Genomic DNA, 26,648 nt, shown 5'->3' with positions numbered 1-26,648 from the left:
GAACCAAATGATACATATTCAGGACTCACGCCTGTTGATGACACGAGGACCTTATGCTGCGCTCTATTGCTACCGTTTCGATTTCCGGCACCTTGCCTGAAAAGCTCCATGCTATTGCGGCTGCGGGTTATCAAGGCGTCGAAATCTTTGAAAACGATCTGCTGTATTATACCGGCACGCCGGCGGATATTCGCAATCTGGCGGCTGATTTAGGGCTAAAAATCACGCTTTTTCAACCCTTTCGCGATTTTGAAGGCGCCAGTCGCAGCCAGTTTGCGGCGAATATGGAGCGGGCGAAGCGCAAATTCGCCCTGATGCATGAGCTGGGCTGCGACACATTGCTCCTGTGCAGCAATGTGCAGCCGGAGTGTTCCGCCGATGTTGCGCTGCAGGTGGCAGATCTCGCCGCGCTGGCGGCGCTGGCGGAGCAGGAAAAGATCGTCATCGGCTACGAAGCGCTGGCCTGGGGAACGCACGTCAACCGCTGGTATCAGGCCTGGGAACGGGTGAAAAGCGTCAACAGCCCGGCGCTCGGTATCGTCCTCGATAGCTTTCATATCCTCGCCCGCGGCGATACGCTGCAGCGGTTGCCTGAAGTCCCGGTGGACAAAATTACCTTTCTGCAGCTGGCCGATGCGCCGCTGATGAAGATGGATGTTCTGGAGTGGAGCCGCCATTTCCGCTGCTTCCCAGGGCAGGGACAGCTGCCGCTGGTGGACTTTGCCCGCGATCTGACCCGCTGCGGCTATCGCGGCCCGTGGTCGCTGGAAATTTTCAATGACGGCTTCCGCGCTTCGCCGAACGGCGCAACGGCGAAAGATGGCTACCGCTCGCTGCAATGGCTGGAGGAGCAGACCTACCGGCAGCTGGACAACAGCGATGCATCGCTGTTTCACGCCGCGACAGCGCCAGACTATCTCGGTCTGGAATTTATCGAATTTGCCGCCAGCCCAGCGGAAGCGCAGGCCCTCGGCCAGCGCCTGTCGCAGCTGGGGTTCTGTCAGGAAGGTCGCCACCGTTCGAAACAGGTGGGGCTGTGGCGCAACGGCGGCGCACGAGCGATTGTGAACTACCAACCGCACAGCTGGGCCGACCATTTTCACCAGCGCCACGGAGTCTCGCTGTGTGCGATGGCGCTGCGCGTCAGCCGCAGCGCGGCGATTGTTGAGCGCGCCCGCGCCTATGGCTACGCTACCTGGCAAGGCGATGCCGGGCCGAATGAAAGTCCGATTCCGGCGATATGCGCCCCCGACGGCAGCCTGATCTATTTAATCGAAGCCGGTGACGATATCTACGCCCGTGATTTTCATCTGCACGACGCGCCAGCGCTGCGCGATGACTACAGCGGCATCGATCATCTGGCGCTGGGCATGGAGGCGGAAAGCCGCGATAACTGGATTATCTTTTTCCGCACCGTCTTCGGTTTCACTCTCGAACATGAACAGACGCTGCCGGATCCGTATGGTCTGGTGCGCAGTCTGGCGGTGCACAGCCCGCAGGGTAATATTCGCCTGGCCCTGAATATTTCTCAGAGCCGCGCCACCCAGATTGCCCGGTCGGTGGCCTGCTATCAGGGGGCGGGCTTGCAGCACGCGGCGTTTGCCTGCCGCCACCTGCCGGAGACCCTCGACGCTCTGCCGCAGGTCTCCCGTCAGGCGCTGCCGATTCCGGCTAATTACTATGATGACCTGCTGGCGCGCTATGGCGAGGCGGTGGACGTTGCGACCCTGCAACGTCTGCACATTCTCTATGACCGCGATCCGCGCGGCGGGGAGTTCCTCCACCTCTATACCCGGCCGTTCTCGGCAGGGCGCTTTTTCTTCGAATTGACCGAAAGACGCGATGGCTATGCCCTGTACGGTGCGGCAAATGCCGCCGTTCGTCTGTCGGCAATGCAATACAGTTAGTGATGTATCAAATGGTTCGTTAAGCACAACATCGCCAATACAATAACAACATTCATCTGCACCCTATGACAGGAAAACGACTATGAACGCGTACAGCCAGAATCACACGGCAGCGGCGCAAGCCGCGACCGCCGTGCCGCGCTCCCGGCGGCGAATGGGGATCCTCACGCTGCTGGCTATCGGCACGATGATTAACTACCTCGATCGGACGGTGTTGGGCATCGCGGCTCCCAGTTTAACTTCCGAACTGGGGATTGATGCCGCGGTCATGGGGATCGTGTTTTCCGCCTTTGCCTGGACCTACGCGCTGGCGCAAATTCCCGGCGGCCTGTTCCTCGACCGTTTCGGCAATAAAGTGACTTATTTCCTGTCGCTGACGCTGTGGTCGCTGTTTACGTTGTTTCACGGCATGGCGATAGGGCTGAAAACCCTGCTGCTGTGCCGCTTTGGGCTGGGGGTCAGCGAGGCGCCCTGTTTCCCGGTGAACAGCCGGGTGGTCAGCGCGTGGTTCCCGCAGCAGGAGAGGGCCAAGGCAACGGCAGTCTATACCGTCGGGGAGTACCTCGGGCTGGCCTGCTTCTCACCGCTGCTGTTCTGGATTATGGGCAGTTTCGGCTGGCGGGCGCTGTTTATCAGCGTCGGCGCTGTCGGGGTGCTGTTTGCGCTGGTGTGGTGGCGCTGCTACCGCGAACCGCATGAAGACAAACGCCTCAGCCAGCAGGAGCGAGAGCATATTGTCAACGGCGGCGGTCTGGTGACGGCGAGCGACCAGCAGACGGCTTTCAGCTGGCCGCTGGTGCGTCAACTGCTGGGGAAACGGCAGATTCTGGGCGCCAGCATCGGCCAGTTTGCCGGCAATACGGTGCTGGTGTTTTTCCTCACCTGGTTCCCGACCTATCTGGCCACCGCGCGGCATATGCCGTGGTTGAAGGTGGGAATCTTCGCCATTCTGCCGTTCCTTGCCGCTGCCGGCGGCGTGATGTTCGGCGGCTGGATCTCCGACAAACTGCTGAAGGCCACCGGCTCGGCCAACCTCGCGCGTAAGCTGCCGATCGTTGCCGGTCTGCTGATGGCCAGCAGCATTATTTCCGCCAACTGGCTGAGCAGCGATCTGGCGGTGATTCTGGTGATGTCATTCGCCTTCTTTGGTCAGGGAATGGTCGGGCTGGGCTGGACGTTGATCTCCGATATCGCGCCGAAAGGGCTGGGCGGCCTGACCGGCGGCCTGTTTAACTTTTGCGCTAACTTCGCGGGGATCCTCACGCCGTTGGTGATTGGCTTTATCGTCGCGGCCTTCGGCGACTTCTTCTATGCGCTTATCTATATCGGCGGCGCCGCGCTGCTCGGCGTCGTGGCGTATCTGTTTATTCTGGGCGATGTCAAACGCATCGAGCTATCGCAGTAAAGGAGCTGGGGATGATAATTAGTGGTAATACGCAGCTGATCGCGCATCTGGGTTATCCGACCGGCGGTTTTAAGGCGCCGATGATCTACAACCCGTGGTTCGACCGACAGCAGGTGGATGTCAAGGTGGTGCCCACGGGCGTGAAGCCAGAGGCGCTGGCGACGGTGGTTCCGGCGCTGTTTACGCTGACCAATATTATCGGTGCGCTGGTCACGATGCCGCACAAAATTGCCACCTGCGGGCTGGTGCATCGCCTCAGCCCCACGGCGGCCATTGCCGGCGCCTGCAACGCCATTCGCCGCGAGGCCGACGGCACTCTGAGCGGCGATATGTTCGATGGCGACGGTTTCGTGCTCGGTATCCGGCGTAAAGGTTTTCAGCCTGAGGGGGCGCGGGCGCTGGTGGTCGGCTGCGGCGGCGTGGGATCGGCAATCGCCGCTTCGCTGGCAGCGGCGGGGGTGCGCGCTCTGACGCTCTACGATAGCCACGCCGATGCTGCGCATGCGCTGGCGGCCCGTCTGCTGCAACACTACCCGCTGCTGGATATCAGCCTGATGCAGCGTGACCCGCAGGGGCACGATCTGGTGGTAAACGCCACGCCGCTGGGAATGAAGGCGGGGGACCCGCTGCCGCTGGACCCGCAGCGGTTGACGCCCGGTACCTGGGTAGGGGAAGTGGTGATGGCCCAGGCTTTTACGCCGCTGCTGCAGGCCGCTCAGGCGCGCGACTGCCCGGTTCAGCGCGGTACCGACATGTTGTTTGAAATGATCCCGGCCTATCTGCGTTTCTTCAACCTACCGGTTGCGACTCCGGAACAGCTGCGCGAACTGGCGGAAATTCGCTACTGAATCGCTGGCGGCCCGGTTAATATATCGCTCTGTTTCCGGGCGTTTAGCGAGCAATCACGATGACCAACGCAGTCGTTCTGCTGGCCGCGGGGAGCCTGAAAGGGGCTTTTATCCCGCTGCTGGCACGTTTCCATCAGCAAAGCGGTATTCTGGTCGAGGCCCATTTTGGTCCTGCCGGTTTACTGCGCGAGCGCATTGAAGGCGGGGCGGCGTGTTCGGTATTTGCCTCTGCCAACCGCCAGCATCCCCAGGCGCTGCGCCAGGCCGGCAGGGCGGGGGAATGTCATTCGTTTGCCCGCAACCAGCTGATGCTGACCGCCCGTCGCACCGCCTCCGGCGAGAGAGACGACTGGCTGACGCTCCTGACTAACCCGCAGCTGCGTCTGGCTACATCGACGCCGGGCTGCGACCCGTCCGGCGACTATACCTGGCAGCTGTTTGAGCGCATTGAAGCCCGCTTCCCGGGCGCCGGTAGCGCGATGATGGCCCGCGCTCAGCAGCTGGTCGGTGGACGGCAGTCGCTCAGCGTCCCGCCGGGCGAAACGGCGGGAGCCTGGCTTATCCGCGAGGGGTTAACCGACCTGTTTATTGGCTATGCCCATTACGCCAGTCAAATGGCGATGGCTGACGATCTGCGGACGGTCGCGATCCCGGCGCCGTGGAATATCCAGGCCGATTATCAGCTGACGACGCTCGACGAGAGCGCCGGGGCGCAGCGTCTGTGCCGCTTTATTCTCGGCGCGGAAGGGCAGCAGTATCTGCAGGCCGCGGGTTTTTTACCGGCTAACGCCGAATAGTAAACTGCGGCGCCAGCAGCGGCGAGTCTGAGCCGGGGTACTCAATTTTACGTACCGCCAGGCCGTAGGCGCGTTGCAGATGCGGCTCGCTAAGCACTTCCCCGGAGCGTCCCGCCAGCCACTCGCCGTCCGGCAGTAGCAGCAGCGTATGGCTGGCGACCTGCAGGGCATGGGTGGGGTCGTGGGTGGTGAAGAGCACGGTGCGCGACTGGCGATGGGCCAGGTCGCTGATGAGCTGCAGCACCACCTGCTGGTTGGACAGGTCCAGCGCCGAGCAGGGCTCATCCAGAAGGATATTCTGGCTGGCACCCACCAGCGCGCGGGCAATCAGCACTAGCTGCTGCTGGCCGCCGGAGAGTGAGCGAAACGCGCGGTCCGCGAGGTCGGGGATGCCCAGCTGGCGTAAAGCCTCCTCAACCCGGCGTTCATCTTCAACGGCCGGTTGAGCAAACAGACTGACTTGCCGGGCGCGGCCCAGCAACACCACCTCCCGCACCAGCCAGTTGAACGCCGGACGGAACGATTGCGGCACAATCGCTATCCCACCTTCGCTGTGGAAACTCCCGCCAAGCGGCGGCAGCACGCCGGTGAGGGTGTCGAGCAGGGTACTTTTCCCGCGCCCGTTGGCGCCGAGCACCGCCCAGATTTCACCGGGCAGGCACTGCAGGTTGAGCGGCCGGAAGAGCGGCTGACGGTGGCCGTAGCGCAGCTCCGCCAGGCGAAGCGACATGTTCATCAGACCATCCCCCGACGACGTGAGTGGATCAGCAGCCAGGTAAACAGCGGGGCGCCGAGCAACGCGGTAATGATCCCGACAGGGATCTCTGCCTGGGTCAGCGAGCGGGCCAGATCGTCGACCACGATCATGAATCCGCCGCCGAGCCAGAAGGCGGTGGGCAGCAGACGGCGATGGTCGGCGCCGACCAGCAGCCGTGCCAGATGCGGGATCACCAGCCCCACCCAGGCGATGCTGCCGCTGACCGCCACCTGTGCGGCCACCAGCACCGCGCAGCATAGCAGCACGCCGCGGCGCAGCGCGGTGACCGAAACGCCGAGACCGCGCGCGTCTTTCTCCTCCAACGCCAGCAGGTTGATCCGCCAGCGCAGCGCGATCAGGATCGTGGCGCTGACGAGAATCGGTAGCGCCATGAGCGCCACTTTGTGCCAGCTGGCGGTGGCGAAGCTGCCCAGCAGCCAGAAGACAATATTCGGCAGCGTCTCTTCGGTGTCGGCCAGATATTGCATCAGGCTGACGAGCGCGGCGAAAAAACCGCTGAGAATAATCCCGGAAAGAATCAGCACCAGCGTATTTTCCCGCCCCTGCAGCGCGGCAATCAGGTACACCAGCATGAGGGCCAGCAGGCCGAAACCGAAGGTGGAGGTCATCATCAGCACGGTGTCCAGCCCCAGCAGGATGGCCAGCGTGCCGCCAAACGCGGAACCGGAGGTGACGCCAATGATATGGGGATCCACCAGCGGGTTCTGGAACACGCCCTGCAGCGTGGCGCCGCACAGACCGAGCGCGCCGCCGGCCAGCAGCGCCATGATGACGCGCGGCAGGCGCACCGACCAGACGATTTGCCCGGCCACGCCGTCAGCGGGCGACAGATGTCCCAGCTGGCTGAACACCTCGCTCAGGCTCAGGTGATACTGGCCGGCGCAGAGCGAGGCGACAGCAATCAACAAGGTTGCCAGCGCCAGCCCGCCTTGCAGCAGCGCCGGGTGACGATTACTGAGCATCCGGCGTCCACTTCACGCGATAAAATCGTTGGTAGTACTCCTGCGCTTTACCATCAACATCCACGCCGTTATAGCGGGAAGGATAGAGCTTTTTGGCCATCCACAGCTCGCCGAGAGCCAGCGCTTCCGGCATCGGGTAACCCCAGGCTTTGGCATACTCTGGCATCAGCCAGACGCGGTGATTTTTTACCGCGTCAATCCCTTGCCACTGCGGATCGGATTCGATCTGTTTGACCACCTGCGGATAGCGGTCCTGGACAAAGATCACCTGCGGATTCCACTGTAAAACCTGCTCCAGTGAGACCTGACGCGCGCCCTTGACCGTGGCCGCCGCGACGTTCAGCGCGCCGGCATGTTTCATCATCAGGCCGGTGTATTTGCCGGAGCCGTAGGTATTGAGGTCTGGATTGGCCATATAGACGCGCACCCGCTGGTCGTCGGGGATATCGGCGACCGGCGCATTGGCCTCTTTACGCGCTGCAAAGGTGGTGCGAATGAGCGTTTCCGCCTGGTCTTTACGATCGACCACCGCGCCAATCAGGCGAATACCCTGCTTTAACCCTTCGTTATAGGCCTGCTCTTCGTCGGCCATCGACGGGTTCATCTTGTTTTTTTCACCCGCGGCGTCCTGGCGTAACGAGATAGCCACCACCGGGATCCCGGCGTTCTGAATCTGTTGAATCATCGCCTGCGGCGCATAGTTGGCGACAAACACCACCTGCGGATGCAGCGCCAGCAGGCTCTCGATATTGACCTGGGTTAAATCTCCCGGCGTCGGCAGCCGTTCAATCCCCGGCATAAAGCGGGCGAAAGCAGGGCCAAGCTGCTTTTTCCAGCTGCTCATCACGCCGACAATCTCGTCGGCGGCATTAAGCTGCACCAGCAGATTGAGGGTCTGATGCTGGAGAACGACGGCGCGGGTAATGTGGTCTGGAAGCGTCACTTCGCGGCCGAGCTGGTCGGTGACGGTACGGTCGGCAAAGGCATGACCGGCAAACAGGCAGGCGCTGAGCAGCGTCAGCCCCGGTAAGAAACGGGGTCGTTTTGACATGAGAGGACTCGGTTAGGTGAGAAGAATCGTCGTATATTAAAATATATAGCGTTGGCAGAAGCAATTCTAACCGGCCTGTCTACCCATTCAGGACAAGTTTACTCGTAAAAAACCTCTTCCTCGGTCATTCGCGACTCGATCTGGGCGGCCACTTTTTGCAACGGCGCCAGATATTTCTGCGCCGCTTGCTCAAGACTCATCGCTTTCGCCATATAAACCAGGTTCAGACAACCAATAACCCGCTGCTGGCTGCGGATCGGTACGGCGATGGAGGCGATTTTCTCCTCCTGCTGCCAGCCGCGAAAGTTTTCGCCGTAGCCCTGGCGTCGCGTGCGCTCAAGAATGGCCGCCAGCTTTTCCGGCTCCCGCGCCAGCTGATACTCCTCTTCCGGACGCACCGCGAGGATCTCGATCATCGCCTGGCGCTCATGTTCCGGGGCGAAGGCCAGCCAGGTGAGCCCCGAGGCGGTCAGCAGCAGCGGGAGCCGACGGCCGACCATCGCGCGATGAAACGACAGGCGGCTGAAGCGGTGCGTGGTTTCACGGACCACCATCGCGTCAACATCCAGCGTGGAGATATCCGTCGGCCACAGCACTTCGCGCAACAGCTCTCCCAGCAGCGGAGTGGCGAGGGCAGAAATCCAATGTTCGTCACGAAATCCTTCACTCAACTGACGGATTTTGAGGGTTAAACGAAAGCTGTCATCGGATCGACTGCGGCGAACGTAACCCTCCTCCTGCAATGTCTCCAGCAGCCGCCTGACGGTGGTGCGATGCAGACCGCTAAACTCAGCCAGCGTGCCGATCGTGGCCCCGCCATCGAATTTATTTAACAAATTAAGTAACAACAATCCCCGACTCAATCCGCGGACCGTTTTGTAATCCGCCTGCCTGTTTTCGCGCATGTTACCTCGATAAATATCCAGATAAACAACGATGTGCACCTGGTGCACATCCGGTGATGTTTTGATTGTAGCGCATCCGGCCGACCCTATACTGACCTCACTATAAAAATATATTCACATCTATTTAACAAAGTGCCGGGCGTCAGTTTGCGACGCCAGGTACCTTGTCTGAGTCGTGAGGTTCTGAAATGACAACATCGAATCCGGATATTCAACCCGCTGTACAGCACACCGCCCAGGTCGCTATCGCCGGCGCGGGGCCGGTCGGCCTGATGATGGCCAATTACCTTGGTCAGATGGGCGTCAGCGTAGTGGTTGTCGAAAAGCTCGACGCGCTGATTGATTACCCGCGCGCTATCGGCATCGACGATGAATCGCTGCGCGCGATGCAGGGCATCGGGCTGGTGGACAATGTTCTCCCGCATACCACGCCGTGGCACGCGATGCGTTTTCTGACGCCGAAAGGGCGCTGCTTTGCCGATATTCAGCCGATGACCGACGAGTTTGGCTGGTCGCGACGTAACGCGTTTATTCAGCCGCAGGTCGACGCGGTGCTGTATGACGGCCTCAGCCGTTTTTCCCATGTGCGCTGCCTGTTTTCCCGTGAAGTTGAAGCTTTTACTCAGGATAGTGACGGTGTCACCTTGAACGTAAAAGGCAGCGACGGCGAGCGGGAAACCGTTCGCGCCGACTGGCTGGTCGCCTGCGACGGGGGCGCCAGCTTCATTCGCCGCACGTTGAATATTCCCTTCGAAGGTCAAACCGCGCCGAATCAATGGATTGTTATCGATATCGCCAACGACCCGCTGGCGACGCCGCACGTCTATCTGTGCTGCGACCCGGTGCGTCCGTACGTCTCCGCTGCGCTGCCGCACGGCATAAGGCGTTTCGAATTTATGGTGATGCCCGGCGAAACCGAAGCCCAGCTCAGCGAGCCGCACAAGATGCGCCAGCTATTGAGCAAGGTGCTGCCGGACCCCGACCACGTCGAGCTGATTCGCCAGCGCGTCTACACCCATAACGCGCGCATCGCCGAACGCTTTCGCGTCGATCGCGTGCTGCTGGCGGGCGATGCCGCCCACATCATGCCGGTCTGGCAGGGACAGGGTTACAACAGCGGCATGCGCGATGCCTTCAACCTGGCCTGGAAACTGGCGCTGGTGGTGAATGGTAAAGCCGGAGAGGCGCTGCTGGACAGCTACCAACAAGAGCGGCGCGATCACGCCAAAGCGATGATCGATCTCTCGGTCACCGCCGGCAACGTGCTGGCGCCGGCGAAACGCTGGCATGGCACGGTGCGCGACGGGATTTCGTGGCTGCTGAACTATCTGCCGCCGGTCAAACGCTACTTCCTCGAGATGCGTTTCAAGCCGATGCCGCAGTATCGCGACGGCGCGCTGCTGGCGGAAGGCGAAGGCAAAACGTCCCCGGCAGGCAAAATGTTTATCCAGCCGAAGGTCACGCTGGAAAACGGGCAGGTGACGCTGCTTGATGAGGTGATTGGCGCCAGATTCGCCATTATCGCCTGGGGCTGCAACCCGCAATGGGGGCTGAATGCCGGGCAGATAGCCCAGTGGCGCGCGGTCGGGGTGCGGTTTATTCAGGTGGTGCCGGAGGTACAGATTCATTGCGATCAGGACAACGTGCCCGGCGTTATCCGCGTCGGCGATACGCAAAACCGTCTGAAAAGCTGGTTCGCGCAGCACGATACCGCGATTGCCGTTGTGCGTCCGGATCGCTTCGTCGCCACCGTGGCCATCCCGCAAACCCTGAGCAAAAAGCTCGACGCGCTGGCCAGCAAGATGCAGCTGGCCTCCGCGCAGATGGCAACAACGATTGAACAGGTGGCTTGATATGAACGCTTATCTTCATTGCCTCTCGCATACGCCGTTGGTGGGCTACGTGGACCCGGAACAGGCGGTACTGGACGAAGTTAACGGCGCCATTGCCGACGCGCGGGCGCGGATTGCCGCCTTCGACCCGGAGCTGGTGGTGCTGTTTGCCCCCGATCACTACAACGGCTTTTTCTACGATGTGATGCCGCCGTTCTGTTTAGGCATCGGCGCGACCTCTATCGGTGATTTCAGCAGCGCCAGCGGCGTTCTGCCGGTGCCGACGGCGCTGGCGGAAGCCTGCGCCCACGCGGTGATGAAGGACGGGATCGATCTGGCGGTCTCTTACTGTATGCAGGTGGATCACGGCTTTGCGCAACCGCTGGAGTTCCTGCTTGGCGGCCTCGATACGCTGCCGGTTCTGCCGGTATTTATTAACGGCGTCGCAGCGCCGCTGCCGGGATTTCAGCGCACCCGCATGCTGGGCGAAGCCATCGGCCGCTTCCTGACCACCCTCAACAAACGGGTATTAATCCTCGGCTCCGGCGGACTGTCGCATCAGCCGCCGGTGCCGGAACTGGCGAAAGCCGATGCCCATATGCGCGACCGGCTGCTGGGCAGCGGCAAACAGCTGCCGCCGGACGAGCGGGAACTGCGCCAGCAGCGGGTCATTAGCGCGGCGAAACAGTTTATCGAGGACCAGAACTCGCTCTATCCGCTCAATCCCGTCTGGGACAACCGCTTTATGAGCCTGCTGGAGCAGGGACGGCTGACGGAGCTGGATGCGGTCAGTAACGAAGAGCTGTCGGCCATGGCCGGCAAATCGACGCACGAAATTAAGACCTGGGTGGCCGCCTTTGCCGCGCTATCCGCATTTGGCCGCTGGCGCTGCGAAGGCCGCTATTACCGACCCATCCCCGAGTGGATAGCCGGATTTGGCTCGCTGAGCGCCGCCGCGCAGAACTGAATTAACGGGAGAATATGATGAGCTACCAACCGCAAACTGAAGCCGACACCAGCCGATTCCTCAACGTAGAAGAGGGCGGAGAAACACTACGCATCCATTTTAATGATTGCGGCCAGGGGGATGAAACCGTGGTCCTGTTGCATGGTTCCGGCCCCGGCGCCACCGGCTGGGCGAACTTCAGCCGCAATATCGATCCGCTGGTCGAGGCGGGCTACCGGGTCATTCTGCTGGACTGTCCCGGCTGGGGAAAAAGCGACTCGATCGTCAATCGCGGTTCCCGTTCCGACCTGAACGCCCGGGTATTGAAAAACGTTATTGATCAGCTGGATATCAACAAAGTGCATCTGCTGGGCAACTCCATGGGCGGTCACAGCGCGGTGGCCTTCACTCTGAGCTGGCCGGAACGGGTGGGCAAGCTGGTGCTGATGGGCGGCGGAACCGGCGGCATGAGCCTGTTTACGCCGATGCCGACGGAAGGCATCAAGCTGCTGAACGGCCTGTATCGCGAACCGACCATCGAAAACCTGAAAAAGATGATGCATATCTTTGTCTTCGATACCCGCGATCTGACCGAGGCTCTGTTCGAAGCGCGCCTCAACAATATGCTGTCGCGCCGGGATCATCTGGATAATTTCGTCAAAAGTCTGGAAGCCAACCCGAAACAGTTCCCGGATTTTAGCCCGCGTCTCGGCGAAATCCGCGCCCAAACCCTGATCGTCTGGGGGCGCAACGACCGCTTTGTACCGATGGACGCCGGCCTGCGCCTGCTGGCCGGGATTAACGGTTCTGAACTGCATCTCTATCGTGACTGCGGCCATTGGGCGCAGTGGGAACATGCCGACAGTTTCAACCAGCTGGTGCTGGATTTTCTGGCGCGCAAATAAGGAACCGTCATGACAACGTTATCTCTCGAACAGCTGGCGCAACGGTTGCGTGACGCCGAAACCCAGGGGCGGGCCATTGAACCGCTGCGCGATCTTCTCGGCGTCGATAATGCGGAGGCGGCCTATGCCATCCAGCGGATTAACGTCCAGCACCACGTCGCGCACGGACGGCGGGTAGTGGGGCGCAAAGTAGGGCTGACCCATCCTAAAGTGCAGCAGCAACTGGGCGTTGACCAGCCGGACTTCGGCACCCTGTTTGCCGACATGTGCTATGGCGATAACGCCGATGTGCCGTTCTCCCGGGTGCTGCAGCCGAAAGTGGAAGCCGAAATCGCCCTGCTGCTTAAACACGACCTGCCGCATGCCGATACCACCTTTGATGAGCTGTACGCCGCTATCGACTGGGTACTGCCGGCGCTGGAAGTGGTCGGTAGCCGTATCCGCGACTGGTCGATTGGCTTCGTCGACACGGTCGCCGATAACGCCTCCTGCGGCGTTTACGTACTGGGGAGTCCGGCGCGGCGTCCGGCCGGGCTGGATCTGAAAAACTGCACCATGCGTATGACGCGTAACGAGGAAGAGGTGTCCACCGGGCGGGGTAGCGAATGTCTCGGTCATCCGCTCAATGCGGCGGTGTGGCTGGCGCGCAAAATGGCCAGCCTCGGCGAACCGCTGCGGGCGGGAGACATCGTGCTGACCGGGGCGTTAGGTCCGATGGTGGCGATTCACGCCGGCGATCGCTTTACCGCCGACATTGACGGTTTAGGTTCAGTGGCGGCAACGTTTGTCGCGCAAGAGGAAAACAGTGATGAGTAAACGCAAAGTCGCCATTATCGGCTCCGGCAATATCGGCACCGATTTAATGATTAAAATTCTGCGCCACGGCCAGCACCTGGAGATGGCGGTGATGGTCGGCATCGACCCTGAATCCGACGGTCTGGCCCGCGCCCGGCGCATGGGCGTTGCCACCACGCACGAGGGCGTCGGCGGCCTGATGCAGCTGGCGGAATTCGCCGATATCGATTTCGTGTTTGACGCCACCAGCGCCGGAGCGCACGTGAAAAACGACGCCGCGCTGCGGGAAGCCAAACCGGGGATCCGGGTGATCGACCTGACCCCGGCGGCGATCGGCCCGTACTGCGTGCCGGTGGTCAATCTTGAGGCCAATCTTGCCGAGGGCAACGTCAATATGGTGACCTGCGGTGGTCAGGCGACCATCCCGATGGTGGCGGCGGTATCGCGGGTGGCAAAAGTGCACTATGCGGAAATCGTCGCCTCGATTGCCAGCCAATCCGCCGGCCCGGGAACGCGCGCTAACATCGACGAATTCACCGAAACCACCTCGCAGGCCATAGAGAAAGTCGGCGGCGCGGCAAAAGGCAAAGCGATTATCGTACTGAACCCGGCGGAGCCGCCGCTGATGATGCGCGATACCGTTTATGTCCTGAGCGAAGCGGCGTCGCAGCAGGAGATTGCCGCGTCGATCGCGGAGATGGCGGCTGCGGTGCAGGCCTATGTGCCGGGCTACCGCCTGAAACAGCAGGTGCAGTTTGAGGTGATCCCGGAAGATAAGCCGGTGAACCTACCGGGCGTTGGCCGCTTCTGTGGCCTGAAAACGGCGGTTTACCTCGAGGTCGAAGGGGCGGCGCACTATCTGCCAGCCTACGCCGGCAACCTCGACATTATGACCTCAGCGGCGCTGGCGACGGCGGAAAAAATGGCTCAGGCGATGAACGGTACGGCGGGAGACGCAGCATGAACGGCAAAAAACTCTATATCTCAGACGTGACCCTGCGCGACGGGATGCACGCGATTCGCCATCAATACTCGCTCGACAATGTGCGCCAGATTGCCCGGGCGCTGGATAGCGCGGGAGTGGATTCGATAGAGGTGGCCCACGGCGACGGCCTGCAGGGGTCGAGCTTTAACTACGGCTTCGGCGCGCACAGCGACCTGCAGTGGATTGAAGCGGCGGCGTCTTCGGTCAGCCGGGCGAAAATCGCCACTTTACTGCTACCCGGCATCGGCACCCTGCACGACCTGAAAAATGCGTATCAGGCCGGGGCGCGGGTGGTGCGCGTGGCAACCCACTGCACGGAAGCGGATGTTTCCGCCCAGCATATCGCCTTCGCCCGCGAGCTGGGGATGGATACCGTTGGCTTCCTGATGATGAGCCATATGACTACCCCGGAGCAGCTGGCGCAGCAGGCGCTGAAGATGGAATCCTACGGCGCGACCTGCATCTACGTGGTCGATTCCGGCGGGGCGATGAATATGCACGATATTCGCGATCGTTTCCGCGCCCTCAGGGCGGTGCTCAAGCCGGAAACCGCCACCGGGATGCATGCGCACCATAACCTGAGCCTCGGCGTCGCCAACTCTATCGCCGCGGTGGAAGAGGGCTGCGACCGCATCGATGCCAGCCTTGCCGGCATGGGCGCCGGGGCGGGGAATGCGCCGCTGGAGGTCTTTATTGCGGCGGCGGACAAGCTTGGCTGGAACCACGGCACCGATCTGTATGCGCTGATGAACGCCGCTGATGAGCTGGTGCGGCCGCTGCAGGATCGTCCGGTACGCGTCGATCGCGAAACCCTGGCGCTGGGCTATGCCGGGGTTTACTCCAGCTTTCTGCGCCACAGCGAAGTGGCGGCCGCGCGCTACGGTCTGAGCGCGGTCGATATTCTCGTCGAGCTGGGCAAGCGGCGGATGGTGGGCGGCCAGGAAGATATGATCGTCGATGTGGCGCTGGACCTGCTCAAGCGCGCGAAATAAAAACGGGCGGCTGGCAACGTATCAGCCGCCTTTCACCTGCACCGTTTTCGCTATCGCACAGGTACCCTATGACCACGACAACCTCTGGATCGGCTTCACGCCTGATGTTAACCATCGGGCTCTGTTTTATGGTGGCCCTGATGGAAGGGCTGGATCTTCAGGCGGCCGGGATCGCCGCCGCCGGGATGGCTCACGCCTTCGCGCTCGACAATATGCAGATGGGCTGGATCTTCAGCGCCGGTATCCTCGGGCTGCTTCCCGGCGCGTTGGTGGGGGGAATTCTTGCTGACCGCCATGGCCGCAAGCGGGTGCTGATCGCGTCGGTCATGCTGTTCGGTCTGTTTTCCATCGCGACCGCGCTGGCAGGGAGCTTTCCGCTGCTGCTGCTGGCGCGCCTGATGACCGGAGTGGGGCTGGGGGCGGCGCTGCCGAATCTGATCGCATTAACCTCCGAAGCGGCCGGCCCGCGATTTCGCGGTACCGCCGTCAGCCTGATGTACTGCGGGGTGCCGGTGGGCGCCGCGCTGGCCGCGGCGCTGGGATGGTGGGGGGAGACCTCTGCCTGGCAGACGGTATTCTGGGTCGGCGGCGTGGTGCCACTGCTGCTGGTGCCGATGCTACTGCGCTGGCTGCCTGAATCCGCCGTCTTTCGCGCCGGGACGCAGAGCGCGCCGCTGCGGACGCTGCTGGCGCCGGAAAATGCCACCGCCACGCTGCTGCTGTGGCTGTGCTATTTCTTTACGCTGCTGGTGGTCTATATGCTGATCAACTGGCTGCCCATGCTGCTGATAGGTCAGGGATTTCGCGCCGGTCAGGCGGCAGGCGTAATGTTTGTTTTGCAGCTGGGAGCCGCCTGCGGCACGCTGCTGCTGGGGGCATTGCTGGATAAACTAAGTCCGCTGCTGATGTCGCTGCTGATCTATAGCGGTATGCTGGCGTCGCTGCTGGCGCTGGGCTGCGCCACCTCCTTTCCCGCGATGCTGTTCTCCGGCTTTGTGGCCGGGCTGTTCGCCACCGGCGGGCAAAGCGTGCTGTACGCGCTGGCGCCGCTGTTCTACCGCACGGAAATTCGCGCCACCGGGGTGGGGACGGCGGTGGCCGTCGGGCGGCTGGGGGCGATGAGCGGTCCGCTGCTGGCGGGAAAAATGCTGGCGCTGGGGGCCGGTACCGTTGGGGTGATGGCCGCCTCCGCGCCCGGGATTCTGCTGGCTGGCGTGGCGGTGTTCTGGCTGATGAATCGCCAGAGACGGCAATCAATAGCCTGACGTCGGCACCGGGTTATGCTTCAGGGCCCGGCAGCGCGCCACCTTGCGCAACGGCAGACTTTGGCATACGGTAAATCATCACCCATTGCTTATCTCTGCCGCCATGTCTTTTCAATCCCGGTTACTGAGCGATATTCCCGGCATTCGCTATGCCTTTCTCGATGTACACGAAACGGCCGCCTTTCCTTACGCTGAATTGGCTCCGGTGAAGCTGGTGCACGGCAATATGGTTCATCATTTTCAGCAGCCGCTGGCGGAACGCCCGCATGCCGACGCGGTTTTTACCGCACTGGGCGGGCAAAAGGTGGGGGTGGTGACTGCCGATTGCCTGCCGATGCTGATGGCCTCCCGTGACGGCGCTTTTGTCTGCAGCGTGCATGCGGGCTGGCGCGGCGCGGCGACCGGAATTATTGCTAATAGTCTCGATCTCTTTGCCCGACATGGCATACCGCCGGACGAGGTGGTGGTAGCGATTGGGCCGCATATTCAGGCCTGCTGCTATGAGGTCTCGGCGGCATTTTATCAGGCGCTGCTGGCGATGCCGGTGGCCGGGCTGGTCAAACAGCACCGCGATCGGCTGTTTCTGCACCGTCGTGGCCCTGAGCCTGAGGCGGAAAAAGCGCCGGCGACGGGAGACGACACGATGTGGTTCGATCTGCGGGCTTTTGGCCAGCTGCTGTTACGCCGCGCCGGGGTGGCGGAAAATCATATTGAATGGCTGGGCAGCTGTACCTACTGTACGCCGCAGTCGCTGGGATCGTTCCGGCGGCGCACGCACTTCCCGGCAGAGAAAACGTTCCAGTATTCGTGGATTATGCGCGAGGCCTGATATCGTCCGGCATCGCGCGGCCGCGCTACAGTACCGTAAACCCGTGCGTCCCGTCGTTTGCCAGCTGGGCTACGAGGCCATACTCCCACTCCAGATAGGCCTGCATCGCTTCGCGGGAATTATCGGTCCCTTCATAGGGACGACGATAGCGATCGCTACGCGCGCTGGTCAGATGGGTTGCGCCATGCTCCAGCGGCAGACCTGAGGCGATCCACCCGGCGGTGCCTCCGCTCAACACCTGCACCGGTTTGCCGGTCAGCGCCGCCACTTCGGCGACGGCGTAGCGCGCCAGCAGGCTGCTGCCGCAGGTCAGTACGTAGCGGCTGGCAGAGGGAATCAGCGCCAGCGCCTGTTTCAGCCGCGAGCGTATCAGCCAGTATGCCCCGGGAATGTGCCGCGCCACATAGTTGGCGCTGGTGGTGAAATCCAGGACCACCGTTCCCGGTTCGCGCAGCAGTGCCGCCAGCTGCGATGCGTCGATCTCCTCTGCCGCAGGCGCCACGGGCAGGCGGGCGGGCGGCACGCCGCGTTCGCTAAAGTTCGCTGCGCTCAGACCGCGCAGGATGGCCGTTTCCCATCCCATTTGCGCCAGCCACGAGGCGGTTATCGCCGCGCGAATACCGTCATCATCCACTAAGACGATACGTGCTCCGCGCACGCTGGCGTGGTGATCGGTCTCCTGGACCAGCTGGCCGCCCGGTGCGCTGAGGCTTCCCGGCAGGTGACCCGCGGCGTACTCCTCCGGGCTGCGGACGTCAAAAAGATAGGTGGTGCGGTCGTTCTGCTGCTGCCAGCGCCGGAGCGTGGCCTGGTCGATAACCGCCACCCCGGCTTTTGCCGCCAGCTGGCTGACCTGCTGAAGACGCGCCGTCGAAGCCAGCGATTCATCGGCATAGCGGCGCTGCTGGTCGCGATCGAGGGTCAGACCGGCCAGCGTCCAGCCAATGGTGCCGTTACGTAAGGCGTAGACCGGGTTGCTCACGCCGGCATTGATCAACGACTGGGCGCCGATAATGCTGCGGGTACGTCCCGCGCAGTTGACGACGATTGGCGTCTGCGGCGAGTCGACCAGTCCGTCAATACGCAGCGCCAGCTCACCGCCGGGGACGCTGATGCCGCCTGGAATACTCATGGTCTGGTACTCATCGAACCGCCGGGCGTCGACAATCAGCACCGGCTGACGGCTGTCGATCAGTGCCTGCACCTCTTCCGCGTTCAGAGAGGGGGTCTGTCGTTGGCTCTCCACCAGTTCGCCGAACGCTTTGCTGGGGGAGTTAACGTCCTGGAAGAGCTCGCCGCCGCTGCGCTGCCAGCCCTTCAGGCCGCCTTCCAGCAGCGCTACATCCTGATATCCCCAGCCGCGCAGGCGATCGACGGCCTGGGCGGCCAGACCCTCGCCGTTATCGTAAACGGTGATCGGCGTCGTCAGCCGCGGCACCCGACGGTGGATTTCCAGCTCGAGCTTGCTCAGCGGAAGATTAGCTGCAAACAGGGGGTGAGCGGTGGCAAAATCCGCTTCTTCACGCACGTCAATCAGCGCCAGTTCGGCGTGGTCGAGCAGCGCCTGGCGCACTTGCGCTGGCTGGCGATAAGTGTGGATGGGCATATTAATTATCCTTCGGGAAATCCCAGATATTGGGTAAGTGGCGATTGGAATAGCCGGAAATAAAGGGTTTGATGAGACCTTCCGGGGTATAGACGGCACGTTTAACGGCGCCAATATTGCCGCCGTAGACATGGATACTGATTGACACGCTCTCCGCCAGCGCGTTACTGACGCGGTGAATATCGCCATCGCGGGAGGAGACCTTTTCGACCTCGCCCGGCGAGAGCCGTCCGGCAATACCGTCGGCCACCGGAAGACCTGCAGCATCGAGACGATAGCGCTGATTCTCTTCCGCGCCGCGCAGCATGCCGATGACGCCCCACACGCGATGGTCGTGAATCGGCGTGGCCTGCCCGGGGCCCCAGACAAAGCTGACGATCGAAAAGCGTTGTCCGGAGTCGGCGTGCAGCAGGTATTGCTGGTAGTGGTGGGGATGCGGCAAAGCGTACTCGTCAGGCAGCCAGTCATCCTGCCTGACCAGCCGCGCCAGGCGCTGCGCAACCGCCTCCAGCAGCTGCGATTCGTCGCTGAACTCCCGATGAAGGGCATCAACCTCTTGAATAAAATGGCGTAGTTTTTCCAGTCGTGGTGCGGTCATGAACGGTTCCTGTCAGAGGGACTGGTCATTACGCTAACAAAGGCGTTAATATTATTTAAATGCAATTTACGCATATATTAATATGCAAAATTCACATTAAGGATTTTATGCGCATCGACGACATTGACGCCCTGCTGGCGACGGTACAGTTTTCTTCCCTCAATCAGGCGGCGGAATATCTGGGAATTACCCAATCGGCGATTACCCGACGGCTGCAGCGTCTGGAGCAAACTCTCGGCGTGACCCTGCTGGAGCGCCAGACCCGACCGCTGACCCTGACCGCCGCCGGGCACCGGGTTTATGAGCAGTGCCTGAGCATCAAGCGGGAGACGAAAAAGCTGTACGGGCTGCTGGATCCGCAGGCGGAACCGCACGGTATTTTGCGCCTCGGCGTCCCGCAGAGCGTGGCGGAAATTGCGCTCCAGCCGGCGCTGCTGGCGCTACGCCAGCAGTTTCCGCAGCTCCAGCCGCAGGTGACCTGCGGCTGGAGCGGGCTGCTGCAAAAGCGACTCGAGAGCGTCGAGCTGGATGGCATGCTGGCAATGGGGCCGGCACAGCAGGTCTTTGCCGATGGCTATGTCAGCCGGTTGCTGTGTTCGCTGGATATAGTGGTGATTGCGGCGAAAAGCCTGCGCCTGCAGGCCGCTGAACTGCGGGACTGTGCGTCTCAGGGCTGGGTGCTTAACCCTGACGGCTGCGGGCTGCGGGCGGGGTTAATTCGTGAACTCCAGGCTCAGGGGCTGCGGCTTCAGCTGAATGTCGAAACCGCGGGGGCTCACCTGCAAATTGGCCTGGTTGCTCAGGGGCAAGGGCTGGGTCTGGTACCGCGTGCGGCGCTGGCCGCCAGCCCGTGGCGCGATGAGGTGACTGTTCTGACGTTAGCCGATTTCCAGCCGGCGGTCTGCTTGTGGCAGGTGAGCGCACAGAATCTGGCGAATCTGCAGCAGCCGTTCACTTTTTTTGCCGGGAAAATTGCGCAGCAGCTGACTCTATCTGATTGAAGAATATACTAAATTATCTAAATGCTGATTTTGCATATTAAGATATGATAAAAATGCATTTTGCTCATTAACTGCCGATGTATAGGGTAACGACAGGCGCCGCCGCTGCGGCCACCGTTACCCGACGCAAGGAGTTATGTTATGAGCATTCAGTTTCTCGGGATGATCGGCCATCGCCTCTCATCCGAAACCATCGCCCCGGCAGGACCGGTTTTTGACCGCGACTATATCGTGCGCTTTGCGCAAACTCACGAAGCGGCCGGCTTCGATCGCCTGCTGGTGGGGCATTGGTCCGATCAGCCGGATGGCTTTCTGGTTACCGCGCTGGCGGGATTATCGACAGAGAAAATCAGTTTCCTGCTGGCCCATCGCCCCGGATTCGTCTCGCCAACGCTGGCGGCACGTAAGTTTGCCACCCTGGAGCATCTGCTCGGCGGGCGTCTGGCGGTACATATCATCAGCGGCGGCAACGACGCCGAACAGCGTCGGGATGGTGACTACCTCAATCATGACCAGCGCTACGCGCGTACCGATGCCTTCCTTGATACGGTGCGAAAAGTCTGGACTGCGGAACAACCCGTTGATATCGACAATGATTTTTATCAGGCCGAACAGGCGTGGTCGGCGATTCGTCCGCTGCAACAACCGCACATTCCGATCTACTTCGGCGGCTCCTCCGAGGCTGCCATTGCGGTGGCCGGTAAACATGCTGACGTTTTTGCCCTGTGGGGCGAATCGTTAGGGCAAACGGAGGAGACCATCCGTCGGGTGCGCGCCGAAGCAGCGAAGCATCAGCGCCACATTGATTTTAGCGTCTCATTCCGGCCGATTATTGCCGACAGCGAAGCGCAGGCCTGGGAGAAGGCCGAGCATATTTTGCATGTCGCTTCCGAACGGGCGGCGCAGGCGGGTCAGGGGTTCAAAGCGAAGCCCGATAGCGAAGGCGCGCGGCGCCTGCGGGCCACGGCAGAACAGGGAAATGTGGTGGATAAACGTCTGTGGACCGGCATTGCGAAACTGGTCGGCGGCGGCCATAACTCCACCGCGCTGGTCGGAACGGCGGAACAGGTTGCCGATGCGCTGCTGGATTATTACGACCTCGGAGTGCGCAACTTCCTGATTCGCGGCTTCGATCCCTTAAATGATGCGCGGGAATACGGCAAGGCTCTGCTGCCGATTGCCCGCGAAAAAGCGGCTCAGCGTGCGATTCAGGAGCGCGCATCGTGACGTTTTCCGGTCAACAGCCCGTACGTCCGCAGGCCGACTGGCTACAGCAGTTAACCGACATTCGTCAACTGATGGCCGAACAGGCGGCAGAGCTTGATCGCAGCGGCGACTTTCCCCACCACAATCTCGCGCACCTGCATCAGCGCGGTTTTCTGAGCCTCGCCACGCCGGCGCAGTATGGCGGGGCGGGGGCGGATTTGGCCCGGCTGCAGCAGGCGATTACCGCCATTGCGTGGGGAGAACCGGCGACGGCGCTGATCGTCTGTATGCAGTATCTGCATCATCTGCGTCTGGCGGATAGCGACGGCTGGGCGGAACCGCTGCGTCGGCAGGTCTATCGTGATGCCGTCGAGCGGGGTGGACTGATCAACAGCCTGAGAGTTGAACCTGAACTCGGCTCGCCGGCGCGTGGGGGACTGCCGCAGACGGTTGCCACCCGTACCGCCGACGGCTGGCGTCTCAACGGACATAAACTCTATACCACCGGAGTTGAAGGGCTGAGCTGGCTGGCTATCTGGGCACGAAGCGACGATCTCGACCCGCAGGTCGGCACCTGGCTGGTACCCCGGGAAAGTGACGGTGTCACTATTATTAAAAGCTGGGACCATGCCGGAATGCGCGCGACCGGCAGCCATGAAGTGATCCTGAAAAACGTGCCGATCCCCGGGCAAAATGCGGTAGATATCTGGCCGGCATCTGCGCCTCCCGCCGCGGATGCCGAACGTTTCCGTCTCTTCGCCAATCGACAGACCGCGCTGTTAGCCGCGATCTATGACGGCGTGGCCCGCGCGGCGCGGGACTGGCTACTGGGCTGGCTCAGTACGCGGGCGCCGGCCAGCCTCGGGCACCCGCTCTCCCGTCTGCCGCGCGTGCAGGAAAAAACCGGCCAGATAGAAGGCTGGCTGCTGACGAACCGCTGCCTGCTGCAACAGGCCGCCGGGCTGGAATTGACCGCCACCGAGGCCAATCTGGCCAAGGTGACTATTACCGACAACGCGGTGCAGGTCGTGGCTCTGGCGCTGGAACTTACCGGCAATCATGGCCTGAGCCGACAACATCCTCTGGAACGCCACTATCGCAACGTGCTGTGCGGGCGCGTGCATACGCCGCAGAGCGACAGCGCGTGGCAGGCGGCGGGTCAACACGCTTTTCAATCATAAGGATAATGTTTATGCGCGAACGAAAAATGACAAGATTGGCCGCGGGACTCTCGCTGCTGGCGCTGAGTGCTTTGGCGACGGCGCAGGAGCGTATCACCCTGCGAATTGCCGATCAGAAAGGGGGCATGCGCTCGCAGCTCGAAGCGGCCAACGCGCTGCAAAACCTGGGTTATGAGATCAAGTGGGCTGAGTTTCCGGCCGCCGCACCGCTGGCGGAAGCGCTGAACGCCGGCGCGGTAGACGCGGGGATTATTGGCGATGCGCCGCTGTTATTTGCGCTGGCCAACGGCGCGCCGGTTAAGGCTATTGCCGTCGATAAAAGCAACCCGGCGGGTACGGCCGTGCTGGTTCCGCCGGGAAGTTCGCTCAAGAGCGCCGCGGATTTAAAAGGTAAGCGGATCGCCACCGGCAAAGGTTCGATCGGTCATTTCGTGGCGCTGAAAGCCCTGCAGCAGGCGGGGATATCGCCCGTAGAGGTGCAGTGGGTATTTCTTGGCCCGGTCGATGCCAAAGTGGCTTTACTCAACGGCTCGGTCGATGCCTGGGCGACCTGGGAACCCTACACCACACAGCTGGTGAAAACCGCCGAAGGTCAGATTTTGGTGAGCGGTAAAGGGCTGCTGCCGGGGAATACATTTCTGGCGGCAACGGATGAAAGCTTAAAGGATCCGGCTAAGCGCGCGGCGCTACAGGATTATCTCATCCGTCTGGCAGGGGCGGAGCGCTGGGCTTACGCCAATCTCGAGAGCTATGGCAAAACCCTCGGCGACATCATCCGTTTCCCGCCGGACATTGCCCGGGCGCAGTTTGCTAACCGTCAGTCGCAGTGGCAGCGTCTGGACTCGCGCACCATTGAACAGCAGCAGGCCACCGCCGACTTCTATCAGGCCAATGGTCTGATTCGCGCGAAGCTGGACGTCACGCCGACCTTTGATACCCGATTTACGCTGCCTGATGTCCCGGCCGCCCAGGAGAAGAGACCATGAATCAGTCCGCTTTCTCACGCCGCCGCTTTTTACAGCTCAGCGGTGGAACCATGCTGGCGGCGGCCGCCTGGCCGCTGTGGGCGCACACGATGACCACGATGCCGGAAGGGGGCGGAAGCGGTGAAAACCTGGCGCTGCGGCTGGCGGAACCCTACAAGCTGAAGCTGGCCATCAACAAGAGCGCGGTTTGTCTCGCGCCGGTGGCGGTCGCTGAGCAGCAGAAGTTTTTCAGCAAATACAACCTTGAGGTTGAGTTCGTTAACTTCGGCAACTCGACCGATGTGCTGCTGGAGGCTATCGCGACCGGCAAGGCCGATGCCGGCGTCGGGATGGCGCTACGCTGGCTGAAGGCGCTGGAGCAGGGTTTTGACGTCAAGTTGACGGCCGGAACGCACGGCGGCTGTCTCAATCTGCTGACGGCGAAAAATTCGCCGTTTGGCGGCCTGGAGAGTCTGAAAGGGCAGACGATTGGCGTCACCGATATGGCCGGTCCGGACAAAAACTTCTTCGCTATTTTGCTCAAACGACATGGCATCGATCCGATAAGCGATGTGCAGTGGAAAGTTTACCCGGCGGATCTGCTCAGTATCGCGCTGGATAAGCGGGAGATTGCGGCCATCAGCGGCAGCGAACCCTTCAGCTTCCGCCTGCTGCAAAGCGGGAAATATCAACTGATCGCCAGCAATATGAGCGGCGATTACGCCAACCTGAGCTGCTGCGTGCTGGGCGTGAGCGGGACGCTGGCCCGGGATCACAAACCGGTTGCCGCCGCGCTGACCCAGGCGATTCTCGAGGCGCACAGCTATGCATCGGCCCACCCTGAAAGCGTGGCGCAATCGTTCATGGCCCATGCATTAAACACCGATGAGGCTGAAGTCTCGGGGATCCTTCATGGCCAGGGGCATGGACACCACGCCGTGGGAGAGGCCTTTGTGAATGAACTGACCCAGTACGTGAGCGATCTGCAGCGGGTGCAGGTGATCAAACCGGGGACCAACCCCCACCAGTTTGCGGAGAGTATTTATGCCAACGTATTCGCCTGAACGTGCGCTGTCACGCGCCGGGGGGCGCTATCCGTTGTGGTCTGAAGGGCTGCTGGCCGCCGCGCTGTGGCTGGCGGGCGGGATGTTTACGCTAGCGTGGCCGGATGTCGGACGACGCTGGCCCTATAGCGCGGGGTGGGCGATGAGCCAGTTTGTCATCGCCGGTGGACTGCTGGCGCTGGCGCTGAGTGGCCGCTACTGGTATCCGCGGGGCGGTCGTTTGCTCGCGGCTGGCAAGTGGCTGGCGCTGCTGCCGTTGCTGTTTGCGTTATGGGAGTGGCTGACGGCAAAAACGGCGATCCTGCCGGTGCCGTTTTTTGCCCCGCCGCAGGCGCTGATCGAAGTGCTGGTCGATGACTGGCCGCGTCTGCTGGATAGTCTGCTGCACTCTCTGGGACTGCTCGGGCTCGGGGTGCTGCTCGGGACCTCCTGCGGTTTTATCAGCGGGCTGGCGATTGGCTGGTCGCAGCGTATCGGCTACTGGCTGCATCCGGTCCTGCGCCTGCTTGGCCCGGTGCCCTCAACGGCGCTCTTGCCGCTATGCCTGTTTATTTTTCCCTCCAGCTTTGGGGCAAGCGTGTTTCTGATTGCGCTGAGCACCTGGTTTCCGGTCACCGTGCTGACCTGGTCCGGGGTCATGAGTATCGATAAAGCCTGGTATGACGTTGCCCGCACGCTGGGGGCCAGCCAGCGCTTTCTGATTTTACGGGTGGCGATTCCCGCCTCGCTGCCGAATGTGTTTGTCGGCTTGTTTATGGGGCTGGGCGCGTCGTTCTCAGTGCTGATCGTCGCTGAGATGGTTGGCGTGAAATCGGGCATCGGTTTTTATCTGCAGTGGGCGCAGGGCTGGGCGGCTTACCCCAATATGTATGCCGCGCTGCTGGTAATGGCCTTTCTCTGTTCCGGCCTGATAAGCGGGCTGTTTATGGTGCGCGATCGGCTGCTGAAGTGGCAGCGAGGAGGGATGACATGGTAGCAACAGCGACACCCCAAAACACCGCCCGGGTCGGCGCGGGCATCGAGATTCACCATTTGCACCATGCTTTTTCCCTCGGCAGGGAAACGGTGCCGGTGCTGGAGAATATCAGTCTGCAGCTGCGTCCGGGCGAGAGCGTGGCGCTACTGGGGCCTTCGGGCTGCGGCAAGTCGACGCTGCTGCGGCTGCTGGCGGGACTGGAGCCAATGCAGAGCGGGCAGATCCGGATAGATAACGCGGCGATGGGCGGTCCGGGGCCCGACCGCATTCTGGTGTTTCAGGATCCGACGCTCTATCCGTGGCTGACGGTGCGGCAAAATGTGCTGTTGGGGCCGCAGGCGCAGGGCAAAAAAGGGCGTGAAGCGCAGGCCGATGCGCTGATAACGCGTATCGGTCTGCAGGGATTCAGCCAGGCGTGGCCCCGGCAGCTTTCGGGCGGGATGGCCCAGCGGGCCGCGCTGGCGCGCGCGCTGCTCAACGAGCCGCGTTTACTGCTGCTCGATGAGCCCCTCGGCAAACTGGACTCTCTGACCCGTATCGGCATGCAGCGCGAGCTGATTACGCTCTGGCAGCAGCAGGGCTACACCAGCCTGCTGGTGACCCATGATATTGAAGAAGCGCTGCTGCTGTGCGAACGCGTGCTGGTGATGTCGCCGCGACCGGGGCGGATCATCGGCGAATTTACGCTACCGCTGGCCTTTCCCCGGCATCGGGATAACCCGCAGCTGTTGCAGCACCGACAGGATATTTTACGCATGTTGGGGCAGGCCGAGGACTGGTAGTCTGGCGAGGGCGCAACGGAGGTGCCCGGACAGGCCGCGACGGCGCTGTCCGGGCACGGTGATGCAA

At 61.7% G+C, this 26,648-nt stretch carries 24 protein-coding genes and 1 pseudogene; 19 read left to right on the top strand and 6 right to left on the bottom strand.

Annotated elements, in window-relative coordinates; all coding sequences use genetic code 11:
• The first annotated feature begins 53 nt into the window (after positions 1-53).
• The 4 genes from BV390_RS14015 (at position 54) to BV390_RS14000 (ending at position 4,957) form a co-directional block, all read left to right on the top strand.
• Positions 54-1,907: a bifunctional sugar phosphate isomerase/epimerase/4-hydroxyphenylpyruvate dioxygenase family protein gene (locus BV390_RS14015; RefSeq protein WP_085397044.1), complete on the top strand. Its 1,854-nt coding sequence runs from the start codon at positions 54-56 to the stop codon at positions 1,905-1,907.
• A gap of 82 nt (positions 1,908-1,989) precedes the next feature.
• Positions 1,990-3,312: an MFS transporter gene (locus BV390_RS14010; protein WP_032699529.1), complete on the top strand. Its 1,323-nt coding sequence runs from the start codon at positions 1,990-1,992 to the stop codon at positions 3,310-3,312.
• Between the two features lie 11 nt (positions 3,313-3,323).
• Complete coding sequence (locus BV390_RS14005) at positions 3,324-4,160, top strand: shikimate dehydrogenase family protein (protein WP_085397043.1); 837 nt, start codon at positions 3,324-3,326, stop codon at positions 4,158-4,160.
• Between the two features lie 59 nt (positions 4,161-4,219).
• Positions 4,220-4,957 (top strand): substrate-binding domain-containing protein, encoded by a 738-nt coding sequence (locus BV390_RS14000; protein ID WP_047665086.1) that lies wholly within the window; start codon positions 4,220-4,222, stop codon positions 4,955-4,957.
• On the opposite strand, the gene BV390_RS13995 is transcribed toward BV390_RS14000, so the two are convergent.
• The 4 genes from BV390_RS13995 to BV390_RS13980 all read right to left on the bottom strand — a co-directional run bounded on the left by BV390_RS13995 (position 4,944) and on the right by BV390_RS13980 (position 8,653).
• Complete coding sequence (locus BV390_RS13995; protein WP_046852299.1) at positions 4,944-5,693, bottom strand: ABC transporter ATP-binding protein; 750 nt, start codon at positions 5,691-5,693, stop codon at positions 4,944-4,946. The genes BV390_RS14000 and BV390_RS13995 overlap by 14 nt on opposite strands.
• Positions 5,693-6,697: a FecCD family ABC transporter permease gene (locus tag BV390_RS13990; RefSeq protein ID WP_032687161.1), complete on the bottom strand. Its 1,005-nt coding sequence runs from the start codon at positions 6,695-6,697 to the stop codon at positions 5,693-5,695. Before BV390_RS13990 ends, BV390_RS13995 begins: the two co-directional genes overlap by 1 nt.
• Positions 6,687-7,748, bottom strand: coding sequence for an ABC transporter substrate-binding protein (locus tag BV390_RS13985; protein WP_032687162.1), 1,062 nt, complete (start codon positions 7,746-7,748; stop codon positions 6,687-6,689). The genes BV390_RS13990 and BV390_RS13985 overlap by 11 nt, the downstream gene beginning before the upstream one ends.
• A gap of 98 nt (positions 7,749-7,846) precedes the next feature.
• Positions 7,847-8,653 (bottom strand): DNA-binding transcriptional regulator, encoded by an 807-nt coding sequence (locus tag BV390_RS13980; protein WP_085397061.1) that lies wholly within the window; start codon positions 8,651-8,653, stop codon positions 7,847-7,849.
• Between the two features lie 188 nt (positions 8,654-8,841).
• Here BV390_RS13980 and BV390_RS13975 point away from each other — a divergent pair, with 188 nt between their 5' ends.
• The 8 genes from BV390_RS13975 to BV390_RS13940 all read left to right on the top strand — a co-directional run bounded on the left by BV390_RS13975 (position 8,842) and on the right by BV390_RS13940 (position 17,202).
• On the top strand, positions 8,842-10,506 hold the full coding sequence (locus tag BV390_RS13975; RefSeq protein WP_085397042.1) for a bifunctional 3-(3-hydroxy-phenyl)propionate/3-hydroxycinnamic acid hydroxylase: 1,665 nt from the start codon (positions 8,842-8,844) through the stop codon (positions 10,504-10,506).
• A 1-nt stretch (position 10,507) separates the two neighbouring features.
• Entirely contained in the window at positions 10,508-11,452 is a 945-nt protein-coding gene (gene mhpB / locus BV390_RS13970) for a 2,3-dihydroxyphenylpropionate/2,3-dihydroxicinnamic acid 1,2-dioxygenase (RefSeq protein ID WP_032699546.1), read from the top strand.
• 17 nt (positions 11,453-11,469) lie between these two features.
• Positions 11,470-12,336 (top strand): 2-hydroxy-6-oxonona-2,4-dienedioate hydrolase, encoded by an 867-nt coding sequence (gene mhpC, locus BV390_RS13965; RefSeq protein ID WP_032699549.1) that lies wholly within the window; start codon positions 11,470-11,472, stop codon positions 12,334-12,336.
• Positions 12,337-12,345: 9 nt separating this feature from the next.
• A complete protein-coding gene (mhpD, locus tag BV390_RS13960) occupies positions 12,346-13,152 on the top strand; it encodes a 2-keto-4-pentenoate hydratase (RefSeq protein ID WP_085397041.1) in 807 nt (268 codons plus the stop codon).
• Positions 13,145-14,095 (top strand): acetaldehyde dehydrogenase, encoded by a 951-nt coding sequence (mhpF, locus tag BV390_RS13955; RefSeq protein WP_046852302.1) that lies wholly within the window; start codon positions 13,145-13,147, stop codon positions 14,093-14,095. Before mhpD ends, mhpF begins: the two co-directional genes overlap by 8 nt.
• Positions 14,092-15,108 carry a 4-hydroxy-2-oxovalerate aldolase gene (gene mhpE / locus BV390_RS13950; protein ID WP_032687168.1) on the top strand — a complete coding sequence of 339 codons (1,017 nt, stop codon included), beginning with the start codon at positions 14,092-14,094 and terminating at the stop codon, positions 15,106-15,108. Before mhpF ends, mhpE begins: the two co-directional genes overlap by 4 nt.
• Before the next feature lie 68 nt (positions 15,109-15,176).
• Positions 15,177-16,373: a 3-(3-hydroxy-phenyl)propionate transporter MhpT gene (gene mhpT, locus BV390_RS13945; RefSeq protein WP_032699555.1), complete on the top strand. Its 1,197-nt coding sequence runs from the start codon at positions 15,177-15,179 to the stop codon at positions 16,371-16,373.
• Between the two features lie 103 nt (positions 16,374-16,476).
• On the top strand, positions 16,477-17,202 hold the full coding sequence (locus tag BV390_RS13940) for a purine nucleoside phosphorylase YfiH/LACC1 family protein (RefSeq protein ID WP_032697358.1): 726 nt from the start codon (positions 16,477-16,479) through the stop codon (positions 17,200-17,202).
• A 25-nt stretch (positions 17,203-17,227) separates the two neighbouring features.
• Here the strand turns inward: BV390_RS13940 and BV390_RS13935 are convergent, their stop codons facing one another.
• Positions 17,228-18,808: a rhodanese homology domain-containing protein gene (locus tag BV390_RS13935; RefSeq protein WP_032699560.1), complete on the bottom strand. Its 1,581-nt coding sequence runs from the start codon at positions 18,806-18,808 to the stop codon at positions 17,228-17,230.
• Position 18,809: 1 nt separating this feature from the next.
• Positions 18,810-19,406, bottom strand: a complete 597-nt coding sequence (locus BV390_RS13930) for a cysteine dioxygenase family protein (RefSeq protein ID WP_032687172.1) — start codon at positions 19,404-19,406, stop codon at positions 18,810-18,812.
• A gap of 107 nt (positions 19,407-19,513) precedes the next feature.
• Between BV390_RS13930 and BV390_RS13925 the strand changes: the two genes are divergently transcribed.
• The 7 genes and pseudogenes from BV390_RS13925 to BV390_RS13895 all read left to right on the top strand — a co-directional run bounded on the left by BV390_RS13925 (position 19,514) and on the right by BV390_RS13895 (position 26,581).
• Positions 19,514-20,407 (top strand): LysR family transcriptional regulator, encoded by an 894-nt coding sequence (locus BV390_RS13925; RefSeq protein ID WP_085397040.1) that lies wholly within the window; start codon positions 19,514-19,516, stop codon positions 20,405-20,407.
• A 141-nt stretch (positions 20,408-20,548) separates the two neighbouring features.
• Positions 20,549-21,635: pseudogene (locus tag BV390_RS13920) on the top strand (LLM class flavin-dependent oxidoreductase); the annotation flags it as partial.
• A 70-nt stretch (positions 21,636-21,705) separates the two neighbouring features.
• Entirely contained in the window at positions 21,706-22,794 is a 1,089-nt protein-coding gene (locus tag BV390_RS13915; RefSeq protein WP_085397060.1) for an acyl-CoA dehydrogenase family protein, read from the top strand.
• An 11-nt stretch (positions 22,795-22,805) separates the two neighbouring features.
• On the top strand, positions 22,806-23,780 hold the full coding sequence (locus tag BV390_RS13910; protein ID WP_085397039.1) for an ABC transporter substrate-binding protein: 975 nt from the start codon (positions 22,806-22,808) through the stop codon (positions 23,778-23,780).
• Complete coding sequence (locus BV390_RS13905) at positions 23,777-24,823, top strand: ABC transporter substrate-binding protein (protein ID WP_085397038.1); 1,047 nt, start codon at positions 23,777-23,779, stop codon at positions 24,821-24,823. The genes BV390_RS13910 and BV390_RS13905 overlap by 4 nt, the downstream gene beginning before the upstream one ends.
• Positions 24,804-25,799: an ABC transporter permease gene (locus BV390_RS13900; protein WP_085397037.1), complete on the top strand. Its 996-nt coding sequence runs from the start codon at positions 24,804-24,806 to the stop codon at positions 25,797-25,799. The genes BV390_RS13905 and BV390_RS13900 overlap by 20 nt, the downstream gene beginning before the upstream one ends.
• Positions 25,793-26,581: an ABC transporter ATP-binding protein gene (locus BV390_RS13895; RefSeq protein ID WP_032697354.1), complete on the top strand. Its 789-nt coding sequence runs from the start codon at positions 25,793-25,795 to the stop codon at positions 26,579-26,581. The genes BV390_RS13900 and BV390_RS13895 overlap by 7 nt, the downstream gene beginning before the upstream one ends.
• Positions 26,582-26,648: the final 67 nt, after the last annotated feature.

It is taken from the genome of Klebsiella sp. YJ (genome assembly GCF_002108615.1).
Lineage (GTDB): Bacteria > Pseudomonadota > Gammaproteobacteria > Enterobacterales > Enterobacteriaceae > Klebsiella > Klebsiella planticola.
This window is presented reverse-complemented; position numbering and strand designations above follow the sequence as displayed.

Coding starts and splice junctions, on each gene's coding strand:
- BV390_RS14015 (WP_085397044.1), top strand. CDS start 54: ATGCTGCGCTCTATTGCTACCGTTTCGATTTCCGGCACCTTGCCTGAA.
- BV390_RS14010 (WP_032699529.1), top strand. CDS start 1,990: ATGAACGCGTACAGCCAGAATCACACGGCAGCGGCGCAAGCCGCGACC.
- BV390_RS14005 (WP_085397043.1), top strand. CDS start 3,324: ATGATAATTAGTGGTAATACGCAGCTGATCGCGCATCTGGGTTATCCG.
- BV390_RS14000 (WP_047665086.1), top strand. CDS start 4,220: ATGACCAACGCAGTCGTTCTGCTGGCCGCGGGGAGCCTGAAAGGGGCT.
- BV390_RS13995 (WP_046852299.1), bottom strand. CDS start 5,693: ATGAACATGTCGCTTCGCCTGGCGGAGCTGCGCTACGGCCACCGTCAG.
- BV390_RS13990 (WP_032687161.1), bottom strand. CDS start 6,697: ATGCTCAGTAATCGTCACCCGGCGCTGCTGCAAGGCGGGCTGGCGCTG.
- BV390_RS13985 (WP_032687162.1), bottom strand. CDS start 7,748: ATGTCAAAACGACCCCGTTTCTTACCGGGGCTGACGCTGCTCAGCGCC.
- BV390_RS13980 (WP_085397061.1), bottom strand. CDS start 8,653: ATGCGCGAAAACAGGCAGGCGGATTACAAAACGGTCCGCGGATTGAGT.
- BV390_RS13975 (WP_085397042.1), top strand. CDS start 8,842: ATGACAACATCGAATCCGGATATTCAACCCGCTGTACAGCACACCGCC.
- mhpB (WP_032699546.1), top strand. CDS start 10,508: ATGAACGCTTATCTTCATTGCCTCTCGCATACGCCGTTGGTGGGCTAC.
- mhpC (WP_032699549.1), top strand. CDS start 11,470: ATGAGCTACCAACCGCAAACTGAAGCCGACACCAGCCGATTCCTCAAC.
- mhpD (WP_085397041.1), top strand. CDS start 12,346: ATGACAACGTTATCTCTCGAACAGCTGGCGCAACGGTTGCGTGACGCC.
- mhpF (WP_046852302.1), top strand. CDS start 13,145: ATGAGTAAACGCAAAGTCGCCATTATCGGCTCCGGCAATATCGGCACC.
- mhpE (WP_032687168.1), top strand. CDS start 14,092: ATGAACGGCAAAAAACTCTATATCTCAGACGTGACCCTGCGCGACGGG.
- mhpT (WP_032699555.1), top strand. CDS start 15,177: ATGACCACGACAACCTCTGGATCGGCTTCACGCCTGATGTTAACCATC.
- BV390_RS13940 (WP_032697358.1), top strand. CDS start 16,477: ATGTCTTTTCAATCCCGGTTACTGAGCGATATTCCCGGCATTCGCTAT.
- BV390_RS13935 (WP_032699560.1), bottom strand. CDS start 18,808: ATGCCCATCCACACTTATCGCCAGCCAGCGCAAGTGCGCCAGGCGCTG.
- BV390_RS13930 (WP_032687172.1), bottom strand. CDS start 19,406: ATGACCGCACCACGACTGGAAAAACTACGCCATTTTATTCAAGAGGTT.
- BV390_RS13925 (WP_085397040.1), top strand. CDS start 19,514: ATGCGCATCGACGACATTGACGCCCTGCTGGCGACGGTACAGTTTTCT.
- BV390_RS13915 (WP_085397060.1), top strand. CDS start 21,706: ATGGCCGAACAGGCGGCAGAGCTTGATCGCAGCGGCGACTTTCCCCAC.
- BV390_RS13910 (WP_085397039.1), top strand. CDS start 22,806: ATGCGCGAACGAAAAATGACAAGATTGGCCGCGGGACTCTCGCTGCTG.
- BV390_RS13905 (WP_085397038.1), top strand. CDS start 23,777: ATGAATCAGTCCGCTTTCTCACGCCGCCGCTTTTTACAGCTCAGCGGT.
- BV390_RS13900 (WP_085397037.1), top strand. CDS start 24,804: ATGCCAACGTATTCGCCTGAACGTGCGCTGTCACGCGCCGGGGGGCGC.
- BV390_RS13895 (WP_032697354.1), top strand. CDS start 25,793: ATGGTAGCAACAGCGACACCCCAAAACACCGCCCGGGTCGGCGCGGGC.